The sequence below is a fragment of the Microbacterium halimionae genome (genome assembly GCF_011761265.1).
In the GTDB taxonomy this organism is placed as follows: domain Bacteria; phylum Actinomycetota; class Actinomycetes; order Actinomycetales; family Microbacteriaceae; genus Microbacterium; species Microbacterium halimionae.
This window is the reverse complement of the sequence record NZ_JAAOZB010000001.1, coordinates 851,987-874,532: the sequence shown is the minus strand read 5'-3', so window position 1 is coordinate 874,532 and position 22,546 is coordinate 851,987. Positions and strand designations below refer to the sequence as shown.

19 protein-coding genes are annotated in these 22,546 nt (G+C 61.5%); 6 read left to right on the top strand and 13 right to left on the bottom strand.

Annotation, left to right across the window (positions count from 1 at the left end):
- The first annotated feature begins 6 nt into the window (after positions 1-6).
- Together FHS06_RS04120 and FHS06_RS04115 are read left to right on the top strand one after the other, a co-directional pair.
- Positions 7-981, top strand: coding sequence for a serine hydrolase domain-containing protein (locus FHS06_RS04120; protein ID WP_167045807.1), 975 nt, complete (start codon positions 7-9; stop codon positions 979-981).
- Positions 982-1,018: 37 nt separating this feature from the next.
- On the top strand, positions 1,019-1,333 hold the full coding sequence (locus FHS06_RS04115) for a hypothetical protein (RefSeq protein ID WP_167045804.1): 315 nt from the start codon (positions 1,019-1,021) through the stop codon (positions 1,331-1,333).
- A gap of 43 nt (positions 1,334-1,376) precedes the next feature.
- On the opposite strand, the gene FHS06_RS04110 is transcribed toward FHS06_RS04115, so the two are convergent.
- Positions 1,377-3,743, bottom strand: a complete 2,367-nt coding sequence (locus FHS06_RS04110) for a phosphoketolase family protein (protein WP_167045801.1) — start codon at positions 3,741-3,743, stop codon at positions 1,377-1,379.
- Positions 3,744-3,813: 70 nt separating this feature from the next.
- On the bottom strand, positions 3,814-5,112 hold the full coding sequence (locus tag FHS06_RS04105; protein WP_167045798.1) for an APC family permease: 1,299 nt from the start codon (positions 5,110-5,112) through the stop codon (positions 3,814-3,816).
- Between the two features lie 141 nt (positions 5,113-5,253).
- Between FHS06_RS04105 and FHS06_RS04100 the strand changes: the two genes are divergently transcribed.
- The gene (locus tag FHS06_RS04100) at positions 5,254-5,784 is read left to right on the top strand and encodes a hypothetical protein (protein ID WP_167045795.1); all 531 of its coding nucleotides are present in this window, start codon (positions 5,254-5,256) and stop codon (positions 5,782-5,784) included.
- A gap of 18 nt (positions 5,785-5,802) precedes the next feature.
- Here the strand turns inward: FHS06_RS04100 and FHS06_RS04095 are convergent, their stop codons facing one another.
- The 7 genes from FHS06_RS04095 to FHS06_RS04065 all read right to left on the bottom strand — a co-directional run bounded on the left by FHS06_RS04095 (position 5,803) and on the right by FHS06_RS04065 (position 13,358).
- Complete coding sequence (locus tag FHS06_RS04095) at positions 5,803-7,602, bottom strand: DEAD/DEAH box helicase (RefSeq protein WP_167045792.1); 1,800 nt, start codon at positions 7,600-7,602, stop codon at positions 5,803-5,805.
- 63 nt (positions 7,603-7,665) lie between these two features.
- Positions 7,666-8,139 (bottom strand): S-ribosylhomocysteine lyase, encoded by a 474-nt coding sequence (locus FHS06_RS04090; protein WP_167045789.1) that lies wholly within the window; start codon positions 8,137-8,139, stop codon positions 7,666-7,668.
- Positions 8,139-9,308, bottom strand: a complete 1,170-nt coding sequence (locus FHS06_RS04085; RefSeq protein ID WP_167045786.1) for an aminotransferase class I/II-fold pyridoxal phosphate-dependent enzyme — start codon at positions 9,306-9,308, stop codon at positions 8,139-8,141. Before FHS06_RS04085 ends, FHS06_RS04090 begins: the two co-directional genes overlap by 1 nt.
- Before the next feature lie 3 nt (positions 9,309-9,311).
- Positions 9,312-9,980 carry a methionine ABC transporter permease gene (locus tag FHS06_RS04080; protein WP_167045783.1) on the bottom strand — a complete coding sequence of 223 codons (669 nt, stop codon included), beginning with the start codon at positions 9,978-9,980 and terminating at the stop codon, positions 9,312-9,314.
- Positions 9,977-11,008: a methionine ABC transporter ATP-binding protein gene (locus FHS06_RS04075; RefSeq protein ID WP_167045780.1), complete on the bottom strand. Its 1,032-nt coding sequence runs from the start codon at positions 11,006-11,008 to the stop codon at positions 9,977-9,979. Before FHS06_RS04075 ends, FHS06_RS04080 begins: the two co-directional genes overlap by 4 nt.
- Positions 11,005-11,853, bottom strand: a complete 849-nt coding sequence (locus FHS06_RS04070; RefSeq protein WP_167045776.1) for a MetQ/NlpA family ABC transporter substrate-binding protein — start codon at positions 11,851-11,853, stop codon at positions 11,005-11,007. Before FHS06_RS04070 ends, FHS06_RS04075 begins: the two co-directional genes overlap by 4 nt.
- A 146-nt stretch (positions 11,854-11,999) precedes the next feature.
- Entirely contained in the window at positions 12,000-13,358 is a 1,359-nt protein-coding gene (locus tag FHS06_RS04065; protein WP_167045773.1) for a D-alanyl-D-alanine carboxypeptidase family protein, read from the bottom strand.
- A gap of 141 nt (positions 13,359-13,499) precedes the next feature.
- On the opposite strand from FHS06_RS04065, the gene FHS06_RS04060 reads away from it, so the two are divergent.
- Positions 13,500-15,677 carry a glutamine synthetase III family protein gene (locus FHS06_RS04060; protein WP_167045770.1) on the top strand — a complete coding sequence of 726 codons (2,178 nt, stop codon included), beginning with the start codon at positions 13,500-13,502 and terminating at the stop codon, positions 15,675-15,677.
- Positions 15,678-15,776: 99 nt separating this feature from the next.
- Here FHS06_RS04060 and FHS06_RS04055 read toward each other — a convergent pair whose 3' ends face one another.
- A complete protein-coding gene (locus FHS06_RS04055) occupies positions 15,777-17,615 on the bottom strand; it encodes an alpha/beta hydrolase family protein (RefSeq protein WP_310734883.1) in 1,839 nt (612 codons plus the stop codon).
- Positions 17,616-17,755: 140 nt separating this feature from the next.
- Here FHS06_RS04055 and FHS06_RS04050 point away from each other — a divergent pair, with 140 nt between their 5' ends.
- Entirely contained in the window at positions 17,756-18,721 is a 966-nt protein-coding gene (locus FHS06_RS04050; protein ID WP_167045763.1) for a sugar-binding transcriptional regulator, read from the top strand.
- A gap of 75 nt (positions 18,722-18,796) precedes the next feature.
- On the opposite strand, the gene FHS06_RS04045 is transcribed toward FHS06_RS04050, so the two are convergent.
- The 3 genes from FHS06_RS04045 to FHS06_RS04035 all read right to left on the bottom strand — a co-directional run bounded on the left by FHS06_RS04045 (position 18,797) and on the right by FHS06_RS04035 (position 20,960).
- Positions 18,797-19,336 carry a YaeQ family protein gene (locus FHS06_RS04045; protein WP_167045760.1) on the bottom strand — a complete coding sequence of 180 codons (540 nt, stop codon included), beginning with the start codon at positions 19,334-19,336 and terminating at the stop codon, positions 18,797-18,799.
- A gap of 46 nt (positions 19,337-19,382) precedes the next feature.
- Complete coding sequence (locus FHS06_RS04040) at positions 19,383-20,186, bottom strand: DUF1206 domain-containing protein (protein WP_167045757.1); 804 nt, start codon at positions 20,184-20,186, stop codon at positions 19,383-19,385.
- A 78-nt stretch (positions 20,187-20,264) separates the two neighbouring features.
- Positions 20,265-20,960, bottom strand: a complete 696-nt coding sequence (locus FHS06_RS04035; RefSeq protein ID WP_167045754.1) for a phosphatase PAP2 family protein — start codon at positions 20,958-20,960, stop codon at positions 20,265-20,267.
- A gap of 177 nt (positions 20,961-21,137) precedes the next feature.
- Here FHS06_RS04035 and FHS06_RS04030 point away from each other — a divergent pair, with 177 nt between their 5' ends.
- Positions 21,138-22,451: an HNH endonuclease signature motif containing protein gene (locus FHS06_RS04030; RefSeq protein ID WP_167045751.1), complete on the top strand. Its 1,314-nt coding sequence runs from the start codon at positions 21,138-21,140 to the stop codon at positions 22,449-22,451.
- The last annotated feature ends 95 nt before the right edge of the window (positions 22,452-22,546 follow it).

Sequence of the window (22,546 nt, the reverse complement as noted above, 5' to 3'; positions counted from 1 at the left end):
CAACCAATGTCACACTTCTCGGCCGCGTTCGACTGGGCTCGACACCAGGTCAAAAGCGATCGACTTCCGTCGGCGGTACTCGGTATCGCGACCGCCGACGGAACCGTCGCACTTGATGCGTTCGGTGCTTCGGGCCCCCGTACGGCAACCGTTGACGATCACTACGCGCTCTTCTCGATCACGAAGCCCCTCGTTGGCCTTGTCGCGGCCCGCGCTATCGAGCGGGGCCTGCTCACGCCGCAGACCCCGCTCGTGGCGGCAATCCCCGAGTTCGGATCGCTTCGAGACGATGTCGTGCGCCTCCGCCATCTCGTGAGCCACACGTCGGGCATCACTGAGCCTCCACTCGACCCGGTAGCGGGGCTTCGGGAGTCGCTCTTGGTTGGCAGCCGCGACTTCGCCGCCGGCGCCGCATCCAGATACTCCTCGATCGCCTACGAAGGTGTCGCGGCCCTCATCGAGCAGGCAACCGGCCAAAGCTGGATTGACGGCGTCAGCAAGTGGGCAAACGAGATCGGGGCAGATGGCTTCACCGTCGACCCCGCGTGCGACGCTCACCCCGTGGCGGATGCTGGCGCCGCCGGCCTTGATGTTGATCGCTTTCAGAGCCTGCAGCATCCGGGGGCTGGCATGTTCGCGCGCGCGAGCGACCTTCTCGCACTCGGCAGCACGCTGCTTCGCCGCGACGGTGTCGTGCAGCCGGCAACCCTTGAAATGATGCTGCGTCCACTCACGGGAGACGTTCCTCGCCTGGAGCCTTATCCCGTTGAGCGCGGGCAGGACTGGGGTTTTTCGTGGAATCTCCGCCGTCACGACCCGGCACTGATTTCGACTGATGGCTTCGGTCACGGCGGCTGGGCCGGAACCGAATTCTGGGTGCACCCGACGGCCGGGGTTACCTACGTGCTGCTGACGAACCAGGCACTCCGCCCCGGTGTCGACACCGCACAGCTCGACAATGCGATCGTTTCGGGAGTCTAGTTACACGGCCGCAATGGGCACGCAATAGGCTGCCCTCGTGGAGCCTTGGGTAGAAGACGCAGCCAGACAGATCGAGAAGCTTCTCGGCGACCCGATGGCTGACGCCGTGCGAGGCCGAGTTCAGGTGCTCTCAGTATCAGAACGAGTCGGGCGGGCGGCGTACCAGGAGTGCCGCGTCGAAGTGCGTGCTGAAGCGCCCGGCATGGAGCCAGCGACTGTGCAGACGACGGGTGGCTTCAACCGCGCGCACTGGCCGAAACCCGGAACGATCTACCCCGCCGCAATTGCGCCGCAGCATCCTGAGGCCCTCGAGGTCAACTGGGAGTCGCCCCACCTGGCACCTCGCACTTGATCCGTCGCGCCGCGCTAGTCGAGCGATGAGGCGGCGCCTGCGCTCACCGCGCTTCGCTAAACCGCCACTGGGCAATCGCGGGGTCATCTTCACCGTGATCGCGCGTGTACTGCCGAGCCGCCGTGCGGCGCTCAACGAGATCAGCCCGCAGCCGCGCGTACGTATCGGCGGCACCCGGGATGCGATCGAGTGCATCGACAGCGAGTTGGAACCTGTCGAGATCGTTCAACATGAGCATGTCGAACGGCGTCGTGGTCGTGCCCCGTTCTTTGTAGCCGCGCACATGCAGGTGAGGGTGTACGCGACGTCGGTAAGCCAGCCGGTGAATCAGCCATGGATACCCGTGAAAGGCGAAAATGACAGGCGAGTCAGCAGTGAAGATGGCGTCGAAGTCGTCATCAGACAGACCGTGCGGATGCTCCGACTCCGACGTCATACGCATGAGGTCAACGACATTCACAACTCGAACTCGCAGGTCGGTCGCTTCTTCACGGAGGATTTCGGCCGCTGCAATGACTTCCACGGTTGGCACATCACCGGCCGCGGCAAGCACGACATCTGGTTTCTCGCCGCTATCGGCGTTGCCCGCCCATTCGAAGACGCCGAGCCCGCGACGACAGTGGTCAGCGGCCTCTGTCGCCGAAAGCCACTGGGGAGACGGATGCTTTCCGGCAACAACGACGTTGACGTATCCCTTCGACTGCAGACAGTGCGCGTACGTGCTGAGGAGCGTATTGGCGTCGAACGGAAGATAAACGCGAACGACGTCAGCACTCTTATTGACGACCACATCGAGAAAGCCAGGATCTTGATGAGTGAAGCCATTGTGATCTTGTTGCCAGACGTGGCTCGACAGCAAATAGTTGAGGCTAGAAATCGGCTCGCGCCACGGAATGTTCGCTGAGGCTTCCAGCCACTTGGCGTGCTGGTTGAACATCGAATCGACGATGTGCACGAACGCTTCATACGAAGCGAACATGCCGTGTCGGCCGGTGAGAAGGTAGCCCTCCAACCACCCCTGGCACTGATGCTCGCTCAGCACTTCCATCACTCGACCGGCGCGTTGCAGGTGCTCATCGAGCGGGCCGAACTCGGCAGTCCACTGCTTCTCGGTCGCCTCGTATACCGGAGGTGCCAGCTTGTTCGACGCCGTTTCGTCGGGGCCAAAGAGGCGGAACGAGCGAGGATTGCGACGAATCACCTCTGCGAGATAGTCGCCCAAAACTGTCGTCGCGCTCGAATCCGAGCCCCCCGGGCGTTCGACCGCCACCGCGAAGTCGCGAAAATCGGGCAGATCGAGATCTTCTCTCAAGAGTCCCCCATTTGCGACCGGCGTCGCCGACATGCGGCGCTCTCCTTCGGGCGCGAGAGAAGTGATCAGAGACGCCGGGACCCCGTCACCGGAGAACAGCTCATTGGGGCGGTAGGAGTGCATCCACTCTTCGAGCTGTGCCAGTTGTTCCGGCTTCCGCGCATCGGGCAGCGGCACCTGGTGTGCACGCCAGGTGCCTTCGACGGGCAAGCCGCCGACTTCTTTGGGGCCAGTCCAGCCCTTCGGCGAGCGCAGCACGATCATCGGCCAGCGCGGACGCGCGGTCTCGCCGGAGCGCGCCGCATCGCGAATCTCCGCGATTCTGTCAAGGGCGAGATCGACAACCTCGGCGAATCTCTCGTGCACCGATGCGGATTCATCGGATGCCTCAAACTCCACCATGATCGGCTCGTAGCCGTTCCCGCGCATCAGGTCGCGCAGTTCTTCCTCGGGGATGCGCGCGAGCACCGTCGGGTTGGCGATCTTCCACCCGTTCAGGTGAAGAATCGGCAAGACAGTTCCGTCGGTTACGGGGTTCAAAAACTTATTGCCGTGCCATGCGGTTGCAAGTGGCCCTGTTTCAGCTTCACCGTCGCCGATAACGCAAAACACTGTGAGGTCGGGGTTATCGAACGCCGCGCCGTAGGCATGACTGAGCGAGTATCCCAACTCGCCGCCCTCGTGGATTGATCCGGGGGTTTCGGGTGCTGCGTGAGATGGTATTCCGCCGGGAGTAGAGAACTGGCGAAAGAGCTTCGTGATGCCAGCGGCATCCGTTGTGATGTCGGGGAAGAGCTCAGAATAGGTGCCATCGAGCCACGCATTTGCCACCATGCCAGGGCCACCATGTCCCGGCCCGGCAATGTAGAGAGCCGAGAGGTCACGCTCTGCGATGGCCCGGTTCGCGTGTGCATAAACGAGGTTGAGTCCGGGCACTGTCCCGAAGTGACCAAGCAGCCGCGGCTTGATGTGCTCGGCCCGGAGAGGTTCACGCAGAAGCGCGTTGTCTCTCAGGTAAATCTGACCGACGCTCAGATAGTTAGCCGCTCGCCACCATGCATCAAGTTGCAACGTTTGTTCAGCACTAATCGTCGTCATCTTCTCCACCTTGCATCGAAAAACCTCATCATGCGAGGGGTTGACAGTGATCAATGCGTGAACGTTGTTGTCACCCCTTTGAGACATCGGCATGGCGACGGGAGACGACGACTATCTGCCCGACGAAGATGACAGCACCGATCGCCGCGGCGACTCCCACCGTCAGGAGATCCGCCTGCACCTTGACGATCGTGAAGGCCACAAGGATCGCGAGGTCCACGATGATCGTGATGATCGGCCAAGCGACGTTCGCATCTACTTTTCCACGAAGGCGCCAGACAATTCCCCACTGCACCGCGATGTCCATCGTGAGGTAGAGAAAGACGCCGAATGAAGCAATCTGGCTAAGGTCAAAAAAGGCAGTGAGCACGATAGCGAGCACCGCGGTGATCACAAGCGGCTGGTGCGGAACCCGCTTCGGCAGGCGCGGTGCCTGCCGCATATCTTGCAGCATCGCGTAGAGCCGCGAAACTGAGAACAGACTGGCGAGAAGGCCCGAGAGCGTTGCCACGACCGCAATGGCCACAGTGAGGCCAACACCCCACGATCCAAAGAGCGGTTCGGCAGCTTGAGCAAGCGCGTAATCCCTTGCGTTAACTGCGCCACCCGCACCGATGGATGCCTCAACTGACACCGTGATCAGAAGGTACAAAACAGCGCAGATAGCGATGGAGATGTAGATCGAACGGGCCAGGTTCTTCTTTGGCTCCCGCACATCGTCGCCCTGGTTCGTGATCGTCGTGAAACCCTTGTAGGCGAGCACACAGAGCGCGACGCTCGCGACGATCCCCACAGGTGTTGCGGAGGCATCCGAGCTGCCCGAGAAGAACCCACTTCCACTGACGGATGCCGCGATCAGCCCGCCGATGGCGAGCGCTGCGATCCCCACGATTTTGATGATGGCCGTGGTCATCGCCGATCGCTCGACGAGTTGGTTGCCAACAAGATTCACGATGGCCGCCGCAACGATCGCGACGATGCCAAGAATCGGAACGAGGATCGCCGAATCTTGCAGCCCGAATGGGCGAAGTAGATAGGTGCCGAAGGTGCGAGCGAGCAGGCTTTCAGCCACGACCATGGAGACATACATGAAGAGCGAAAAAGAGCCCGCGACAACGCCTGGGCCGTACGCGTCTTTCAGCAGCATCGCGATGCCGCCAGACGACGGGTTGATGCTTGAGTACCTCGCGTAGCCGTAGGAGCTCACCCCAGCCACGAGTGCGCCGGCAACGAAAGCGAGCGAAAACCAGACCCCGGCAAGGCCCGCGACTTGTCCGACCAGCGCAAAGATACCCGCGCCGATCATGACACCCGTGCCGAGCGATATCGAGCCCGCCAGGCTTATCGATCCGTTTGTCTTTTCGGCCACGCGGTTTCCTTTCTCGAGGAGTCAGCGAGGGAAGACTACGCGCGGCCATGGCCCGGGAACGTTGGCTATCGCAGCTCATCGATAGGGTGTATGGGTAAATTGAATTGTCCTGCGCCGCAGGAAACCTTGGGGAGTAACACTATGAACAGTGCGTTTAGCGAAGCAAACCTGATCATCGAGGCGAAGAAGATTCTCGGCCAGGACGCGGACGTGCTCGCGGCAGGTAGGTTCAACCTTGCCAGCCTCGTCGGCGCTTCAATCGTCGGCAGCACCGGCGGCCTAGCAGCTGCCGACGTACTTGATCCCACGGGGCTCAGCGACTCCAGTGGCGTCGGCGCAGCGATCGGCGCAATTGCGGGTCGGCATCTGGCGATGACAGCCGCCGCTGAAGAGAAAGGCGCTACGACGACTTTGCTCGTCGCCATCACGCCCGACACGATCCATGTGCTCAACGGCGACACCCACGGACGCCTCGCGACAGAATTTGCGTCGTTTAATCGCGCCACCGTCGATCACAAGATCAAGAAGGTGGGCTTGATGCGCTACCTGACCCTTACCGACAGTGACAGCGACGCTTCTATTGAACTCGTCGGTTCGGTCGCATGGATCGCGCAGAACGCGCAGGGCGACAAAGTCGTCTTCGACCTGCTCGCCGTCAATCATCACGACTAACGGCGAGCGCGGCGGAGATTAGTCGCGGTGACGAGGCTTGCGCGGCGGACGGTCGTCGCGCGAGTCGAACTCGCGATCTCCGCCGCGGCGCTTGGGCGCACCTGAATCGGGACGCATCTGAATCAGCTGACCCGAGATGCGCGTGCCAGCCAGCCGGTCGAGAACACCCGCGGGCATATCTGCCGGAAGTTCGATGAGCGAAAACGCCGGGAAGATCTGAATCGCGCCGAAGTCGTCACGCTGCAGTCCGCCTTCGTTCGCGAGTGCACCCACGATCTGGCGGGGCTCGACACGGTGACGCTTACCGACCGCGAGTCGGTAAGAGGCCATCGGCTTGCCGTTTCCACGACGCGGGCGCGACTCGCGGTCACCGCGCTCGGGCCGGTCACGACGCTCGCCACGCGGGCTGCTCTCGCGATCGAAACGCTCTTCGCGGTCGCGCCTCGTGCGCTCGGCCTCGGGCTCAAGCAACAACGGCGACTCGCCCTGTGCAACAACGGCGAGGGCCGCCGCGACATCCGTTTCGGGCACATCGTGGTTGCGCACGTAGTGAGCGATGATGTCGCGGAAGCCGTCGATGCGCTCGTTCTGCTCAAGGGCCGCAGTGATGCGGTCATCGAAACGGGCAAGACGCGTGACATTGACATCGTCGACCGTGGGGAGGTGCATCTGCGTGATCGGCTGGCGGGTCGCCTTTTCGATACGCGCCAACAAGCCTCGCTCGCGCGGCGTGACGAAGCTAATCGCGTCGCCCTTCCGACCAGCACGGCCGGTGCGGCCGATGCGGTGAACGTAAGGCTCGCTGTCGGTGGGAATGTCGAAGTTGACCACGTGACTGATGCGCTCGACGTCGAGGCCACGAGCCGCGACATCCGTTGCCACCAGAATGTCGAGCTTGCCCGACTTCAGCTGGTTGACCGTGCGCTCACGCTGCACCTGAGCGACATCACCGTTAATCGCGGCCGCTGAGTACCCGCGCGCACGCAGCTTCTCGGCGAGCTCTTCGGTGACGTTCTTCGTGCGAACGAAGATGATCATGCCTTCGAAGTTTTCAACTTCGAGGATGCGGGTGAGGGCATCCACCTTCTGGGCGTAGGAGACCAGAAGGTAACGCTGCGCAATGTTGTTCGAGGTCTGCGTCTTGGTCTTGACGGTGATCTCTTCGGGATTGTTCAGGTACTTCTGCGAGATGCGACGGATCGCGGCCGGCATCGTTGCAGAGAACAGGGCAACCTGCTTCTCAGCGGGGGTGTCGGCGAGAATCGTCTCAACGTCTTCGGCGAAGCCCATCTTGAGCATCTCGTCGGCCTCGTCGAGTACGAGGAACTTCAGTTCGGAAAGGTCAAGCGTGCCCTTTTCGAGGTGATCCATGATGCGGCCGGGAGTACCGACGACAACGTGGACGCCACGGCGAAGGGCCGACAGCTGAACACCGTAGCCCTGTCCGCCGTAGACCGGAAGAATGTGGACGCCGTTAATGCGACCGGCGTATTTTTCGAAAGCCTCACACACCTGCAGGGCAAGTTCACGAGTCGGCGCAAGCACAAGGGCCTGCGGCTTCTTCTGCGAAACGTCGAGCTGAGCGAGAATCGGAAGCGCGAAGGCGGCGGTTTTACCCGTTCCGGTCTGCGCCATGCCGACGACATCGCGGCCGCCGAGGAGCGTGGGAATAGTAGCTGCCTGGATGGCAGAAGGGGTCTCGTAGCCGACGTCGCTCAGCGCCTTCAGCACCGCCCCGTCAAGGCCAAGGTCAGAGAAGGTGATCGCGGCGGGCTCTTCTGGGGCCGCACCGTCGGCGGAAACATCTGTGGAGGTCACGCTTAAGGGTAGTCCCCCCAGTGCTGAGTATGCGCACTGAGCTTTCAGTTGAGCCGAATTAACTCATACACCGACGCGCGAAAATGCGTCGTGACTGATTCCCTGATCGAGCACGACCTTGGCCCACTCCCGGGCCGAATGCAGCGAATGATCGCGATAGTTGCCGCACTCGATCTCTGAAACACCGGGGATGTCGGCCTCAACAGCTTCTTCTGCGATGAACCGCAGGCTCTCCGTGAGACCAGCAACGACCGCTGGAATCTCGGGCTCGCCCCACATGAGAAGGTGAAAGCCGGTACGGCACCCGAAGGGCGAAATGTCGATGACGCCGTCGACGTGATCACGGAGGAGCCCCGCGAGCATGTGCTCGATCGTGTGAAGCCCGGCCGTGGGGATCTCTCCCTTGTTGGGTTGCACGAGACGCACGTCGAAGTTCGTGATCGTGCCGCCACCCGGCCCGTGTTCCACTCCAATGCGCCGCACATACGGTGCAATAACCGCGGTGTGGTCGAGGGTGAAGCTTTCGATTTCTGCCATTAGTTCCTCCTCGTGAACGCAGCAAGGCGTTCGATCAATTCTGTAAGCGTCGCTTCATCATCGACAAGCCCGATGCGGATGTATCCACGGCCGCTCTCGCCGAAGCCGTCGCCCGGCGCCACCGCGACGCGCTGTTCATCACGAAGCCGCTGCGCAAACTGCACTGCATCTTGAGCGCCAGGAAGCCGCACCCACACGAAGAACGTACCCGCGGGCGCCGCTACATCCCACCCGAGCCTTTGGAGCCCTGCGATAACAAGGTCTCGGCGTCGCTCGTAAACACCCACGAGGTGGGCAACGCCCGATTGGTCTCCTTCAAGCGCTGCGGCGGCTGCGTCTTGGGTCGCACCGAACATCGTGCTGAACGCGTGCGCTTGGTACCGCTTCATCGCACTGATGATCGATGCGTTTCCCGCAGCGAATCCCACCCGCCAACCCGCCATGCTGTACGTCTTCGATAACGTCTGCAGTTCCACAGTCACATCGAGCTTCGTGTCGACCGTGAGCGCAGATAGCGGCTTTTGTCCATCAAACCCGAGCGACGAGTAGGCGAAGTCGTGCACGAAGGCAGCACCCGTGCGGTGCGAAAAGACAAGCGCATCGTCGAACGTGGCGCGCGACCCGAGCACCCCAGTGGGGTTGTTCGGGTAGTTCAGAAACAGAACTCGAGCCGCCTCGATTGCGCGCAGCGAGTCGAAGTCGGGCTGAAAGTGAGGTTCACGCAGCGGCAGGGTGACGGCATCCGCATTCGCGAGGGTTACCGCCGAACGATAAATGGGGTACCCGGGGTCGGGAACGACGACAGTTGTGTGCGGGTCGGCGAGCGCGCCGACTGCGGCGATGATCGCTTCATGTGCGCCATGGAATATCGCGACCTCGGCATCAGGGTCAACGGCGACGCCGTGGTCTTCGCGGTACCTGAACGCCACAGCGTCGCGCAGTCTTTTGCGCCCCGCATACGACGGATAGCGGTGGTTCAGCGGCTCCGCAACGGCGCGCTGCATCGCAGCGACGATGTGCTCGGGGGTCGGAAGGTCAGGGTTTCCCTTGGAAACATCGATCACCCCGGGGCCAGGAGCCTGTGCGAGCGCCGCGATCTGCAGATCCATGGCGCCCCAAAAGTTCGCCGGGAGCTCACGCACTCGGGCCGAAACGTCGAAGGTCACCACGACTCAACGCCTCCGATACCGGCGGGCTATCGATGTACCGATCATCTGAACACCCTGCACCAAAATAATCAGCGTCACACAGGTGATGACCATCGCGAAGCCGTCGTAGCGCTGATATCCGTAAGAAAGCGCCAGGTCACCGATGCCACCGGCACCGACAGTTCCTGCCATAGCAGTCGCGTCAACGAGCCCCACGGTCGCGATTGTGACGGCAAGAATCAAAGATGCTCGCGCTTCGGGGAGCAAGAATCGCCAGAAGATCTGCATGGGAGAGGCACCCATCGACCGTGCGGCCTCGATGACGCCCTGCGGAACTTCGAGAAGGGAGTTCTCAACGAGGCGTCCAATGTAGGGCGCGATCATCACCGTCAGTGGCACGATCGCGGCCCACACGCCGATACTCGTGCCGACGAGCACCCGCGTGAACGGCAGGATGGCGACGAGCAGGATGATGAACGGGAGCGAGCGCACAAGATTGACGAGCGTGCCGAGAACGATACTGACGGCACGATTCGGCAGCACGCCGCCGGGCCGTGTGAGTGCAAGAACTGCACCGATCAGGATGCCAAGGAGCGAACCCAGCACGAGCGAGACGCCCAGCATCTGCAGGGTCTCGCCAAGAGCTTTGAAGAAGATCTCGGGCGTGATGAGAGTCCATTTGCCATCGTTCATGCGACGACCTCGTCAAGCTGCACGACGCGCGCGGCGAGAAACTCCCGCGCGGCAGCCACCCGCTCGGGTGGCCCGCCGACCTTCATGATCATGTGCCCGACAGTGTGCTCTTGAATCTCGGTCATGTCGGCATGCAAGACGTTGACCGAAACACCGATGTCGGTGATGAGGTCCGAAATGAGTGGCTGCGTGACCTCGTCATCAACGAGACGCAGGCGCCAGAGTCCCTCGCCACCGAGGTGCGCGACGACACGCTCCGGTACGCCCTGCGGAATCACTGTCGAGACGAAGTCCCGCGTGATCTGCGCGCGCGGGTGGAGAAACGTCTCCAGCACTGTGCCCTGTTCAACGACTTCGCCGGCGGCCATCACCGCGACGTCATGAGCGAGGTCTTTGATCACATCGAGCTCGTGTGTGACAACAAGGATCGTCGTGCCATATTCGCGGTTCACGCTTCTGAGGAGGTCGATGATCTGCGTTGTCGTTGTGGGATCGAGTGCACTCGTGGCTTCGTCGGAGAGCAGAATTCTCGGATTGCGGACGAGGGCACGCGCGATGCCGACGCGCTGCTTCTGGCCCCCAGAGAGTTCGCCCGCGTGCTTATCCGCCTTCTCGCCGAGCCCCACGAAATCAAGTACCGCGTTGGCGCGAGCCCGAGCACGGGTGGCGTTCGCACCGTCAAGACGCAGCGGAAGGGCCACGTTGTCACGCACGCTCACGGTGTCGAGCAGGTTGAACTGCTGAAAAATCATGCCGGTGCGTTTCTGTGCCTCACGGAGCGTGCGTCCGCTCAAAGCCCCGACGTCGACACCGTCGACGAGCACACGACCACTTGTGGGTTTTTCCAAACCGTTGACGAGTCGGATCAATGTCGACTTGCCTGCGCCGCTGTAACCGATCACGCCGAAGATCGAGCCGGGAGTAACCGTCAGATCAACGCCGCGAAGGGCCGCCGTTTCGGCAGCCCTTGCGGTGAACGTCTTCGAGACCTGTTCGAAGACGATTCCGCCCGCTGTTGGCGAGCTCAATTGAACCAGGACGGCAACTGGTAGCCGTCGTACTGCGGGTTCGACTCGATGTACTCAATGAACTCCGGCGACTCGTAGGCATCCTTGATCGCCTGAGCCCAGTCCGATTCGAGATCACCGGCACGTACGGTAACGACGTTCGAGAACTCAACGGGCTGATCCTCTACGGCGAGCGCATCGCCGTAGTCGAGCCCGCCCGACACGATGAAGTTGCCCTGGATGGTCGCGTAGTCGACATCTTGAAGGGCAGGCACCTGCTGCGCGTTCTCAATCGGCGTGATGTTGAGGTTCTTCGGGTTCGAGGTGATGATCGACAGATCTGCGGTGTTCGGGTCGTCCACGTCGTCGAAGTCGATCCAGCCAACATCGCGCAGCACCAGCAGGCCGCGATAGAGGTTGGACGGCGAGTTCGGCACGGTAATCGTGGCGCCCTCCTTCACATCGTCGAGTGACGTCGACTTGCCGCCGAAGAGGGCCATCCGCGGCGTCGGAATCTGCACGAGCGCGGCGTTGTCGATTCCCTCTTGCGTGTTCACAAAGTCGAGGTAGACCGGGTGCTGCATGATGTTCGCATCGATCTCGCCGTTTGCAACAGCAACGTTGATCACAATGCCGTCGGTGAAGTCCTGCGTGTCGACGGCGTAGCCCTCGTCTTCGAGGATTGGCAGGATGCCGCCCTCGAACATCTCCTGGTACGGGCCCGGGTTGAACCCGATAGTGATGATCTCGGTCTTCTCGGCGCCCGAGGCATCCGTGGTTTCGGCATTGGCGCCGCTGCACGCCGTTGTCGCCAAAAGGAGTGCTGTGAACGTAGCCCCGATGAGGGCGGTACGCGTGACATTCATGGGTGCCTCTTTCGCTGTGGAAGACCGCAACCACGCCTGGATCTGTGCATGGGTGGCCGCGGAAAAGACGCTATCCACCGTGCGCTCAGTTCGTCTTGTCGCGCGTCACAGAGCGCAACATGCGACGTCTGCCGAGAGAGCCGCTACTAGCTCCCCAGCTGATCGGGGTGGGTCAGGCGCCACCACGCAGTTGGTGGTTCAATTTCCCCACTGAGCTGGAGGGGCGCTGTCGCCGTGTTGGGGCCCGCCGTCCACGTCAGACTCCCGGCCTCTTCACCATCGACATACTCCGTGGGGTCCCAGGTATCCATCGTCAGCTCGATCGGAGTATCCGACCAGGTGAAAATTGATGCGTCAGATCCAACCACCAGCTGAGCAGTGGAGCCCCACGGCGTCGAGTACGAACCCACCACCTCGCCACTTTCGATCAGCGGCACATCGTGGAATCCGGCGCGAATGTCATCGAGCACGGCACGCACACCGGCGTTCACGGATTCGTGAGTTGCTCCACCAAGCGCAACGCCGGTAATGCGGAGTGGTTCCTCGATCCCCACTGAGAGCGTCGCGGTGTAGAGCAGGTTGAATTGCCCCTCGCCCAAATTCCCGGTCTTGAGCCCGTCGATACCATCAACGCCCAGCAGATTATTGGTGTTGAAAGCGGTACCGCCGCCCGGAACCGAAATCGATGAGGTTGCCACGATGTTTTTCAGCGCTGGGTTGGCGTCGACGAGCCGTGCGATCGCCATGAGGTCGTTGGGCGTACTCGTGTTGTTCGGGCTGATTCCCGTCGGCTCTACGATCGTTGTGTTGTTGAGGCCATTGGCGTTGAGCCATGCTCGGGCCGCACCGACAAACGCGTTTTGAGAACCGAAGGCCCAGGTCGACACCGCCTCCGCGTAGTTACTTGCAGAAGGAATGAGCATGGTCGCAAGCGCGTCATACTCCGACATCGCGGTGCCCGTCGGCATCGGCGCGATAGTCGCACCCATCACGTAGTACTTGTCGTAGAGGTCGTGCGCTGCTTTGTCGAAAGTGATCGTGGGGCCGGAGTCACCGGCATCCGCCAACGGCTTCGCGTCCAGCACGACGAGCGCGGTAATCAGCTTGCTGATGCTTGCGATCGATCGTGACTCATCGGGACCACTAGCCAGCCAGGTGCCGCCCTCATCCCCTCCGAGGTATTCGTCACCGCCCACGACATTTACGATCGACGCGCCGTCGGCCGGAAGAGCGATCACCGCAGCTTCGGGTGTCGGTACTGCTGGCTCACGTAGCGAAACGTCAGCTGCGCGCACGGGAGCCGTGAGCGCCCACGCTACATAGGCCCCGACCGATCCAAGAGCGAGCACGATCACAAGGCCCACGATCAAAAATGCGCGGAGCCAGCGCCGACGAATTTTGGGATCGATACTCCGAGATTCAACGTGGCCTGAGTAATCGGCCTCGACCTCGATCATCTCCGTGAATTCAGAGAGATCGTCGGCAGAGTCGTGCTGCGTCGTCATTGCGGGCCCCCGTCCGTAACGCTGAGATCCATCATGCAGCAACCGTTACCCCTAGGAAACAGCCCGGACCCACCGCATCCGTATCTTCTTGTCTAGGCTTCTGCCCGCACCCGGCGGCGGATAAGCCGTGTTGGGGGAAACATGAGTGGAAATGCAGTTCGTCGCGAAGCCATCAAAGATGTTGAGGCCTATGTACCGCCAGCCGTGAGCTTCGACGAGTCTGAAACACCCGGTGCGATCTTCGGATCCAACGTGTTCAGCACGATTGTGATGCGCCAGCGGCTTCCGAAACCTGTTTTCAAGTCGGTCATGGCGACCATCGAGCACGGTGCCGTGCTCGATCCTCTTGTTGCGGATGCCGTCGCCTCGGCCATGAAGGACTGGGCCCTGGAACGCGGTGCCACGCACTACGCACACGTCTTCTACCCGCTCACCGGCCTCACCGCCGAGAAGCACGACAGCTTCTTCGAACCCGTGGGCGATGGTTCAGCGCTCGCGGAATTCGCCGGCAAAACCTTGATTCAGGGTGAGCCCGATGCCTCGAGCTTTCCAAACGGCGGACTCCGCAACACGTTCGAAGCGCGCGGCTACACCGGGTGGGACGTCACAAGCCCCGCCTACGTGCTCGAAAACCCGAACGGCAACACACTCTGCATCCCGACGGTGTTCGTCTCGATGACGGGTGAAGCCCTCGATCACAAGACGCCGCTGTTGCGATCGCAGCAGACGATGGGCGAGCACGCCGAACGCATCCTCGCGCTCTTCGGCCACAGCAAACCGGGCAAAATCGTCTCGTTCTGCGGACCGGAGCAGGAGTACTTCCTGGTCGACCGGCACTTCTTCCTCGCGCGTCCCGACCTTCTCAACTCGGGCCGCACGCTGTTCGGCACGAAGCCTCCCAAGGGCCAGGAGTTCGACGACCACTACTTCGGTGCGATCCCTGAGCGCGTACTCGGCTTCATGATGGACACCGAACGCGAGCTGTTCAAACTCGGAATTCCGGCGAAGACGCGTCACAACGAGGTCGCTCCCGGCCAGTTCGAAATTGCGCCCATGTTCGAGCGCGGTAACATCGCCGCCGACCACCAGCAGCTGCTGATGACGACGTTCAAAACGATCGCCAAGAAGCACGGCATGGAGTGCCTGTTCCACGAGAAGCCCTTCGAAGGCGTCAACGGTTCGGGCAAGCACGTCAACTTCTCCCTCGGCAACAGCGACCTCGGTTCGCTTCTCGTACCCGGAGACACCCCCCACGACAACGCACAGTTCCTGGTGTTCTGTGCCGCTGTTATTAGGTCGGTGCACTTGTACGGCGGACTGCTTCGTGCGTCGGTGGCGTCCGCGTCGAACGATCACCGCCTCGGTGCGAACGAGGCACCGCCTGCGATTATCTCGATCTTCCTCGGCGACCAGCTCGCTGATGTGTTCGACCAGATCGCCGCGGGAGCCGCCACATCATCTAAGGGCAAAGGCACGATGCAGATCGGTGTCGACACCCTGCCGGTGCTGCCGACCGACCCGGGCGATCGCAACCGCACGAGCCCGTTCGCTTTCACCGGGAACAGGTTCGAGTTCCGGGCCCCTGGCTCATTGCAGACGGTGAACGGACCGATGGTCACAATTAACACGATCATGGCCGACTCTCTCGACTACGCGGCAACCGAACTCGAAACCGCCGTTGCCAATGGCACCGACTTCGACACGGCAGTGCAGAACCTGCTCACTCAGATCATCACTGAGCACGGTGCTGTTGTCTTCAACGGCGACGGTTATGGCGATGCATGGCCCATTGAAGCCGAAAAGCGCGGACTCAAGAACCTGCGCACGACCCTCGACGCACTGCCCGAACTCATCTCGGACGAGGCGCTGGCCCTTTTTGAGAAGTACAAGGTCTTCAACGAGCGAGAGATGCACAGCCGCTACGAAATCGGGCTAGAGCAGTACGCACTCACGATCGGTGTCGAGGCGCGCCTGACGCTTGAGATGGGCGCCACATCGATTCTTCCTGCGGCGATGCGGTACCAGACCGAGCTTGCTCACAACGTCGCTGCGCTGAAAGCGGCCGGAATCGAGCCTGATCTTGCGCCCCTCAATGAGGTGACCGAACCTCTCACAGCACTGCGCGCAGCGCTCGCAGCTCTCAGCGAAGCACTGGGCGAAGAGATCGGCCACGAAACGCTTGCCGAGGCCGAGCACGCGCGCGAGTCGCTCCTGCCCGCAATGGCGGCGGTGCGAGCAGCATCCAACGATATCGAATGTGTCATCGCGGATGACCTCTGGCCCCTGCCGACGTATCAAGAAATGCTCTACATCCTGTAGCGCGAATACGACGATCGCCCCGGCATGCGCAGAATGCGCGCCGGGGCGATCGTCGTATTTACGAGTGGGCGACTATCTCTAGGAGTAGGCGACCATCCGTTAGGAGTAGATCACCGTCAGCGTGTTCGACACCGAAATGATGGTGACAGCAGCTGCGTTGATGAACCCGCCGATGTAGGGGTTGTTCGTCACGCGGTAGATCTTGCGCGAGATGACAGCCGACGCCGCGAGAATCACGATCACCGGGAACAGCCAGATGCTGAAGATTCCGCCAAAGCCCGGGATGAGCTCGCCGCTGATGAAGAACGTTGTGTACTGCGCGACCACGAGGACGATCGGCGCGAACGAGTTCGCAACCGCCAGCAGCAGCGTGTTGACCCACTCTTTGCCCCGCATCGTGAACCGGTTGAAGCCGTTGACTGCGACAGAGTTCGCGATGAAGTAGACGAGGAAGAACGGCACGTAGAGCAGCGCAATCCAGAGCTTGTCAGCCTCGAACGCCTTTACCGCGAGCACCCAGAACCGGAAGTCCGTCTTGAAGAAGTAGTCCATAACGAACACGATCGCGAACGCGGCCGTCACCACCACAGCGCCGAGCCCGATGCCGTGCCAGAACTTCTTCCACCCGGGCAGCACTCCAACGTCACGCAGGTTGACCCCGTTCTTCTTACCGAAGGCAAAGTACGAGATGGTCATGATGATCGCGGCGAAAATGCCGTTGATCGCAGCCCATGCGGCGATGAAGAACACGGCCCCCTGGGTGAAGATCGTGGGCGTGATGTTGTACGCGATCCCCTGCATAATCGGCTGCTGACTGAGCCACACGTAGCTGAGGCCCGAGAACAAGACCGTTGCCGCGAGTCCGCCCCAGAACCATGCGAGGCCCTTACGGGTGTTCGCCGCAATCGTCTTCGGCAGTTCAGACTTCAGGCCAGCAAACGCGCGCGTTCCGAGAAGGGCACGTGTGAATGCGACGAGGAAGATTCCGAAGCCCACAAGACCAAGCGCGGTGAACGCCTCTTTCCACTGCCAGATCTGTGAGCCTGGGGCGATCGTCGTCGGTGTGCCGAAAACTTCATCCCAGTACTCGAGCTGGTCGGCGACTGTCGCCTTAGAGATCGTGCCCCACGGGTGAGTTTGCGCGGGGTTGTAGATGATGCGTACGGCACCATCTTCGGAGTAGAACTGGTCAGCGTTACGCGTCTCCCCCTCAGCGGGGTCGGTACCGAAGTTCAAGAACGACTGCGCATTGGGACTCGTGATGTAGTCGCGCGGGAGAGAAACAACCGCTCCGGTCTCGTCATAACCACGGAAGAAGAACTCGTCGTATTGATCGGCAACAAGGCCAACGTCACGCGAGCCGTACACGTTGGTATAGGCGCCATCGGCATCCGTATATGTCGGGTCATTGTCGACGAGAAAAACAGCGTCGATCAGCTGCGTGTCGGCTTCGTTGTCGAGTGCGACCGAGAAGTTCGCGGCACGTGCGCCGTTGGAGTGACCCGAGACCCCGATCTTGTTCTGGTCGACGTACGGGAAGTCAGCGACCAGCTTGACGGTGTCATACATGCCGGTGCCGCCGAGAGTGAGCTCTTCGTTCAGCAGGTACGAAGAGTTGCCGTGGCCATACATGTCGATTGAAACGACGACGTATCCGCGGCGAGCGAGCTCGACGTAGTTGGCGTCTTGCATTTCGCGGTTGTTCCACCAGCCGTGGCTCACGACGATGGCGGGCGCCTTGTTGTCAACCGTTGCGGCGTCGGGCTTGAACAGCAGTGCGCGCAGCATCTGACCAGACGCGGTCTCCCAGCGCATGTCTTCGATATCGACGCCACCGGCATCCGTCTGCACGGCCGAAGCAACAAATCCCGAAACGAGCATGAGTACGAGTGAGAGGGCAAGCCAGAACGGGTTTCTTCTCAGTAAGGGGGTTTTCACGTGATCCCTACTCCTTTGTGTGGGTATCGGCATTCATTGAGGTATCAGCGCAGACAAGTCGCGTCGAGGAGCGTATTACGATGAGCAGGCCGCCTGGCAATCCGCCCAGAGAATGTGCACGTATGTGCAGAAAGAAAACGATGGATAAAGACGACACGATCCTCGCGGCGTCGACGATGTATTACCTCCAGGACATGAAGATGGAGGCAATCGCAGCCCACCTGCATATGTCGAGGTCTACTGTCTCTCGCATGCTCAAAGAGGCGCGTGAAACGGGACTCGTCGAGATAACACTGCGCCCCGCACCCACGCGTGCTCCCGAGGTCGGGCGACGCATTTCGCAACGCTTCGGGGTCGAAACCTCGGTGGCCCCAGTGAACGATTCAGCATCGACGCAGGAACGACTTGAGCAGGTCGCCATCACAACGGCCCGCATGGTGACCGGCTGGTTCGATTCCGACATGGTCTTGGGGGTCGCGTGGGGCACAACGCTTGCTGCAATTGCGAAACATCTCAGCAAGAAGCCGACGCGAGGCAGCTCAATCGTGCAACTCAACGGCGCCGCCAACAACCGCACTTTCGGCGTTGACTACATCGGAAGTTTGATCTCGCGTTTCGGCAGCGCTTTTGACGCAAGAGTGCATCTTTTTCCGGTTCCAGCCTTTTTCGACTACGCCGCGACTCGCGAAGCAATGTGGCACGAACGATCGGTGGCGCGAGTGCTCGACGTGCAGCGCCGCGTCGATATCGCACTGTTCTCGATCGGCGCCCTCACCGGCGAAGTGCCAAGCCATGTGTACTCCGCCGGCTACCTCGAACCCGAAGACATCGAGACCCTCGATGCCGAGGGCGTCGTGGGCGACGTGTGCACGGTCTTCCTTCGTGCCGACGGCACGTACGAAGATCTCTCGCTCAATCAGCGCGCGACGGGTCCGACCCCAAAAGAGCTCAAACGGATTCCACGGCGAGTCTGCGCGGTGGCCGGCGACAACAAGGTCGAGCCCCTTATCGCGGCGCTCCACGCTGGGATCATCACGCACCTCATCCTCGATGAGCAAACAGCGAGTGGCGTCGTCGCGGCGCTGGATCGCACCCCCACCCGCTGACTTGCCTGTTTTTGCGGGTTGTGGGGCTCACATACCCACAAAAACGGGCAAGTCGCGGAGGGTTTGAGGCGTCGGCTACTCGACGCCGCGCTCGTGCAGACCGGAGCTCAGGGTTGTGCCATTGAGCTCGAGGTAGAGCTGGGCCTCTGTAATCGAGAGCGTCATCGTGTTGCGGCGCTCAAGGAGGGCTGCAGCCGCATCGATAAAGCCCACGTCGAAGCTCCGGAGCGTGATGGCGTCGGCATCGTGGATGCGTTTTCCGGCCCACGGTGCCGCCACTTTCGCTGGGTCGCGATGCGTGTAAATCACTGTGCGGTCCGCGAGCTTGCTGGCGTAGTGCAGGCGAGCAGCGTCGGGGGCGCCCACTTCGATCCACACCTTCAGCGCTCCCGTCAGGTCTCGAACCAGTACGGCCGGCTCCTCGGTCGACGAAACACCCTCGCTGAAGCCGATACCCTCTTCGAACTCGAGGCAGTACGCGAGTACGCGGGTCATCATGTACGCGTCGGTCTCAGACGGATGCCGCGCCACGCGGAGCGTGAGTTCGTCATAGACACCACGGTCAACATCCGCCAGTTGCACAGTGAACGTGTGGATTGTTGCGCCGATTGCCATAACGCCTGAGCTTATGCCCCGGCGGACTTCTCACCGGACGAGGACGCTACATTTTGGCGTAGCGCGCTCGCGCGAAGCAGAACAAACCGTAGAGAGCGAGACCAACACCGACGACCCACAGGATGACGGCGCCGAACGGGAGCGCGGCGAGGCTGTGGAGTGCAGCATCCATCCCGCCTGCAGCTTCTGGGTCCTGAGTCAGGGCGGCGACGATGAATAGTATTCCGGTGACGCCCACAGCGATGCCTTTCGCGATGTATCCGGCCACACCGAACGCGACGATCCCGCGCTTGGCCGCTCCAGAGGGCAACACGAGCTTCTTCTTGAACGAGCGCGTCGCGCCGTTCGCAATGAACGCAATTCCGACGGCCACGACACCGAGTCCAACCAGAACCAGAAGGAACACACCCGCAGGCACAGCGAGTAGCTGCGCGCTTAGAGATTGTGATGACTGCGACGAATCTGACTGCCCGCCCAGCGCATAAACCAGCGCTGTGGAGGCAATAGCGAGGTATGCGGCCGCTGTGCCGACAAATTTTGCGCGAGACGCCCATTTCTTCTTTGCATCAGAGTCGCGCTCGAGGAATGCTTGCACTATCTGCCAGATAGCTAGAGCCAGCAGCCCAATCGCGATGAGCCACAAGAGCAAAACCCCTGCGGGACTCTGTTGAATCTGGCGCATCGCGCCACTTTGATCGGCCTCGCCTCCGCCCGCACCCACCGCGACAGAAATCGCGATCGCACCAATGACGATGTGCACGACACCGAGCACCGCATACCCTGCGCGAGCAAGCGTTCGGAGCGTTTTCGAACCCGTAGCCGCTCGCGCGGCACCCTTTGCATTGGCCATCCTCGGAGGGTACCGACCCGCATCAGATGCGGCGATGGGCTTGAGATTTACTTTGCGGTGCCGTAAATGACGGGTTCTTTAAACGGTTGAATCGCGCTGCGCCCGGAGGGCGTGATTATCGCGCACAGTCTCGACTGCACACCACACGAGGGTCGCAACGGCGATCCCCTCCAGCATGCCGGCGACCACATCGCTCAGCCAATGCGCATAAAGATATGTCCGGCTCCACATCATCAGCACGACCCAGGCGATGCCGATCATCCACACGTACCTGCGTCGCAAGATAAACGAAAGGATGATCACGAATGTGGTCGCAACCGCCGTGTGCCCGGAGGGAAACGAGGTGTCGACGCTCTCGGCGAGCGAGTCGGCTGGGCGCACTCGAGCAATGACTGCCGCCATCGGCGCCCCGATCGCCACAACGACGACGATCGCGCTCGCGAGGGTCACGGCATCCCATGGTCGTTTGCGAATTAAGAACAGCACCGTGACCAGGATGCCGATGACGATCATTCCGAGGGTGCCGCCGACGACCCCTGGCACCAACGCGACGACGACACCGGCGTCAGTGAGGGTTGCGACCATTACGTCGTGCCACCAGATATCGATGTCGAGGGGTTTCGTGTCGCCGAGCGCAACAACGAGGCGAAGGATGACGAAGGCAACGGTCGCACCAACGCCCACGGCGAGCGCTATGGGCCTCCGAAAGTCTGGCGCGGCGGGCTCGCGCATCTCAGACGCGGCCTGCACGCGAGCGTCCCGAGATTCTGTCATGAACAGATCGTGCCAGAGCGCCCGCCCAAGTGCCGGGTCAACGCGTCGAACTTCTGAGAGTTGCGGCCCGCACGCATTCTTCTTCTCCCCGAAAGTTTTTTGAGAAAGTTATCCACGCCGGGTTTTTTAGGCTGGTTTGGCATGGTCAGTGTCGGAGGTATGTTCGATACTTGGGGCATGTCAGAGAACGAAACCGAGCAACAAGAAGCAGAAGCCTCCGAGCTGTCTGAGTCTGTGGTGACGTTGATTTCTTTCGATCAACAGATCGCTCAGATGCAGGCGGCACGCGCTGCGGTTCTGGCAAAGATGGGGCGGATCGCGCTTGCGCAAATGCGGCGGATGACATCGCGTGACTCGCGGGATCGTGAGATTCCGATGCGGGCGGTCGCGGCAGAAGTTGGGGCTGCGTTGCGACTGTCGGATCGCACGGCGCAAATACGTGTCGATGACGCGCTCGACGTGACCGAGTCGTATCCGGAGACGTTCGCGTCGTGGAGCGCGGGGCGTGTCTCGGAACGCCACGTACAAGAGATCTTGCGGGCGGGCGTGAACCTGACGGATGCTGCAGCCAAGGCCCTCTACGACCGGGACGTGGTCGGGGTCGCTGAGGCTGAGACACCGGGCAGGTTGCGGGGGTTTGCTGCAGCGTTGGCGGAGAAAGCACAGCCGCGAACGCTGCAGGAACGCTTCGAAGACGCGAACGCGACGCGGACTGTGCGCCTGTTTGACCTCGCTGATGGGATGAGTACGCTCAACGCGGTGTTGCCGTCGGTGCAGGCCCATGGGATCTTCAACCGACTCACGCAGCAGGCGCGGGCGTTGAAAGACTTCCAAACAGAGCGGTCGGAGTACGGCACGAAGCTTCGCACTGAGGATGAGCCTGTGGTGGATGATCGGCGGACGACGGATCAGATCCGCGCTGACCTGTTCTCCGACATGCTGCTCACCTCGGTGCCGAGCCTCGACCAGCTCGCGGGCGACGACTGTGGTGGGCTGGGTGCGATCCGGGCGATTGTGCAGGTGACAGTGCCGGCTACGACACTTGCGGGCACGTCATCGACACCGGCGGATCTGTCGGGGCTGAGTCTTGTTGACCCCGAGAGTGCACGACGGCTCGCGGGTACCGCGCCGGGGTGGGATCGAGTGTTCACTCGGCCCGTCACGGGCACGGTGGTGGCGGTCGATCGATACCGACCCAGCGACCAACTCAAACGGCAACTTCGAGCGCGAGATCAACACTGCAGGTTCGTGGGATGCCGCATGCCCACCCACCGGTGCGACATTGATCACACAGTCGATGCCGCGCTCGGGGGTCCGACGCATCAGCACAACCTCGCGCATCTGTGCCGACGACATCACAGCCTGAAACATGCGAGCAGGTGGTCGGTGAAACAAAAAGGCGACGGTGTTTTGGAGTGGACCTCGCCAACCGGACGAAGTTACACCGACACACCACCCGGCGTCGTGTTCGAACCCGACCTGACCGGCTAGTCGTCGGCGCGGCTGTTGGCGCCGACATCAGCCTTGTATTTGTCGCGGCGCAAAGAAGCACGGCGAGATTCAGCCGCGCGCTACTGAGGGGAACC

Bases quoted from the DNA above. Each gene is read 5' to 3' on its own strand.
- FHS06_RS04120 (WP_167045807.1), top strand. From the start codon at position 7: ATGTCACACTTCTCGGCCGCGTTCGACTGGGCTCGACACCAGGTCAAA.
- FHS06_RS04110 (WP_167045801.1), bottom strand. From the start codon at position 3,743: ATGACGACGATTAGTGCTGAACAAACGTTGCAACTTGATGCATGGTGG.
- FHS06_RS04100 (WP_167045795.1), top strand. From the start codon at position 5,254: ATGAACAGTGCGTTTAGCGAAGCAAACCTGATCATCGAGGCGAAGAAG.
- FHS06_RS04090 (WP_167045789.1), bottom strand. From the start codon at position 8,139: ATGGCAGAAATCGAAAGCTTCACCCTCGACCACACCGCGGTTATTGCA.
- FHS06_RS04080 (WP_167045783.1), bottom strand. From the start codon at position 9,980: ATGAACGATGGCAAATGGACTCTCATCACGCCCGAGATCTTCTTCAAA.
- FHS06_RS04070 (WP_167045776.1), bottom strand. From the start codon at position 11,853: ATGAATGTCACGCGTACCGCCCTCATCGGGGCTACGTTCACAGCACTC.
- FHS06_RS04065 (WP_167045773.1), bottom strand. From the start codon at position 13,358: ATGACGACGCAGCACGACTCTGCCGACGATCTCTCTGAATTCACGGAG.
- FHS06_RS04060 (WP_167045770.1), top strand. From the start codon at position 13,500: ATGAGTGGAAATGCAGTTCGTCGCGAAGCCATCAAAGATGTTGAGGCC.
- FHS06_RS04050 (WP_167045763.1), top strand. From the start codon at position 17,756: ATGGATAAAGACGACACGATCCTCGCGGCGTCGACGATGTATTACCTC.
- FHS06_RS04045 (WP_167045760.1), bottom strand. From the start codon at position 19,336: ATGGCAATCGGCGCAACAATCCACACGTTCACTGTGCAACTGGCGGAT.
- FHS06_RS04040 (WP_167045757.1), bottom strand. From the start codon at position 20,186: ATGGCCAATGCAAAGGGTGCCGCGCGAGCGGCTACGGGTTCGAAAACG.
- FHS06_RS04035 (WP_167045754.1), bottom strand. From the start codon at position 20,960: ATGACAGAATCTCGGGACGCTCGCGTGCAGGCCGCGTCTGAGATGCGC.
- FHS06_RS04030 (WP_167045751.1), top strand. From the start codon at position 21,138: ATGTCAGAGAACGAAACCGAGCAACAAGAAGCAGAAGCCTCCGAGCTG.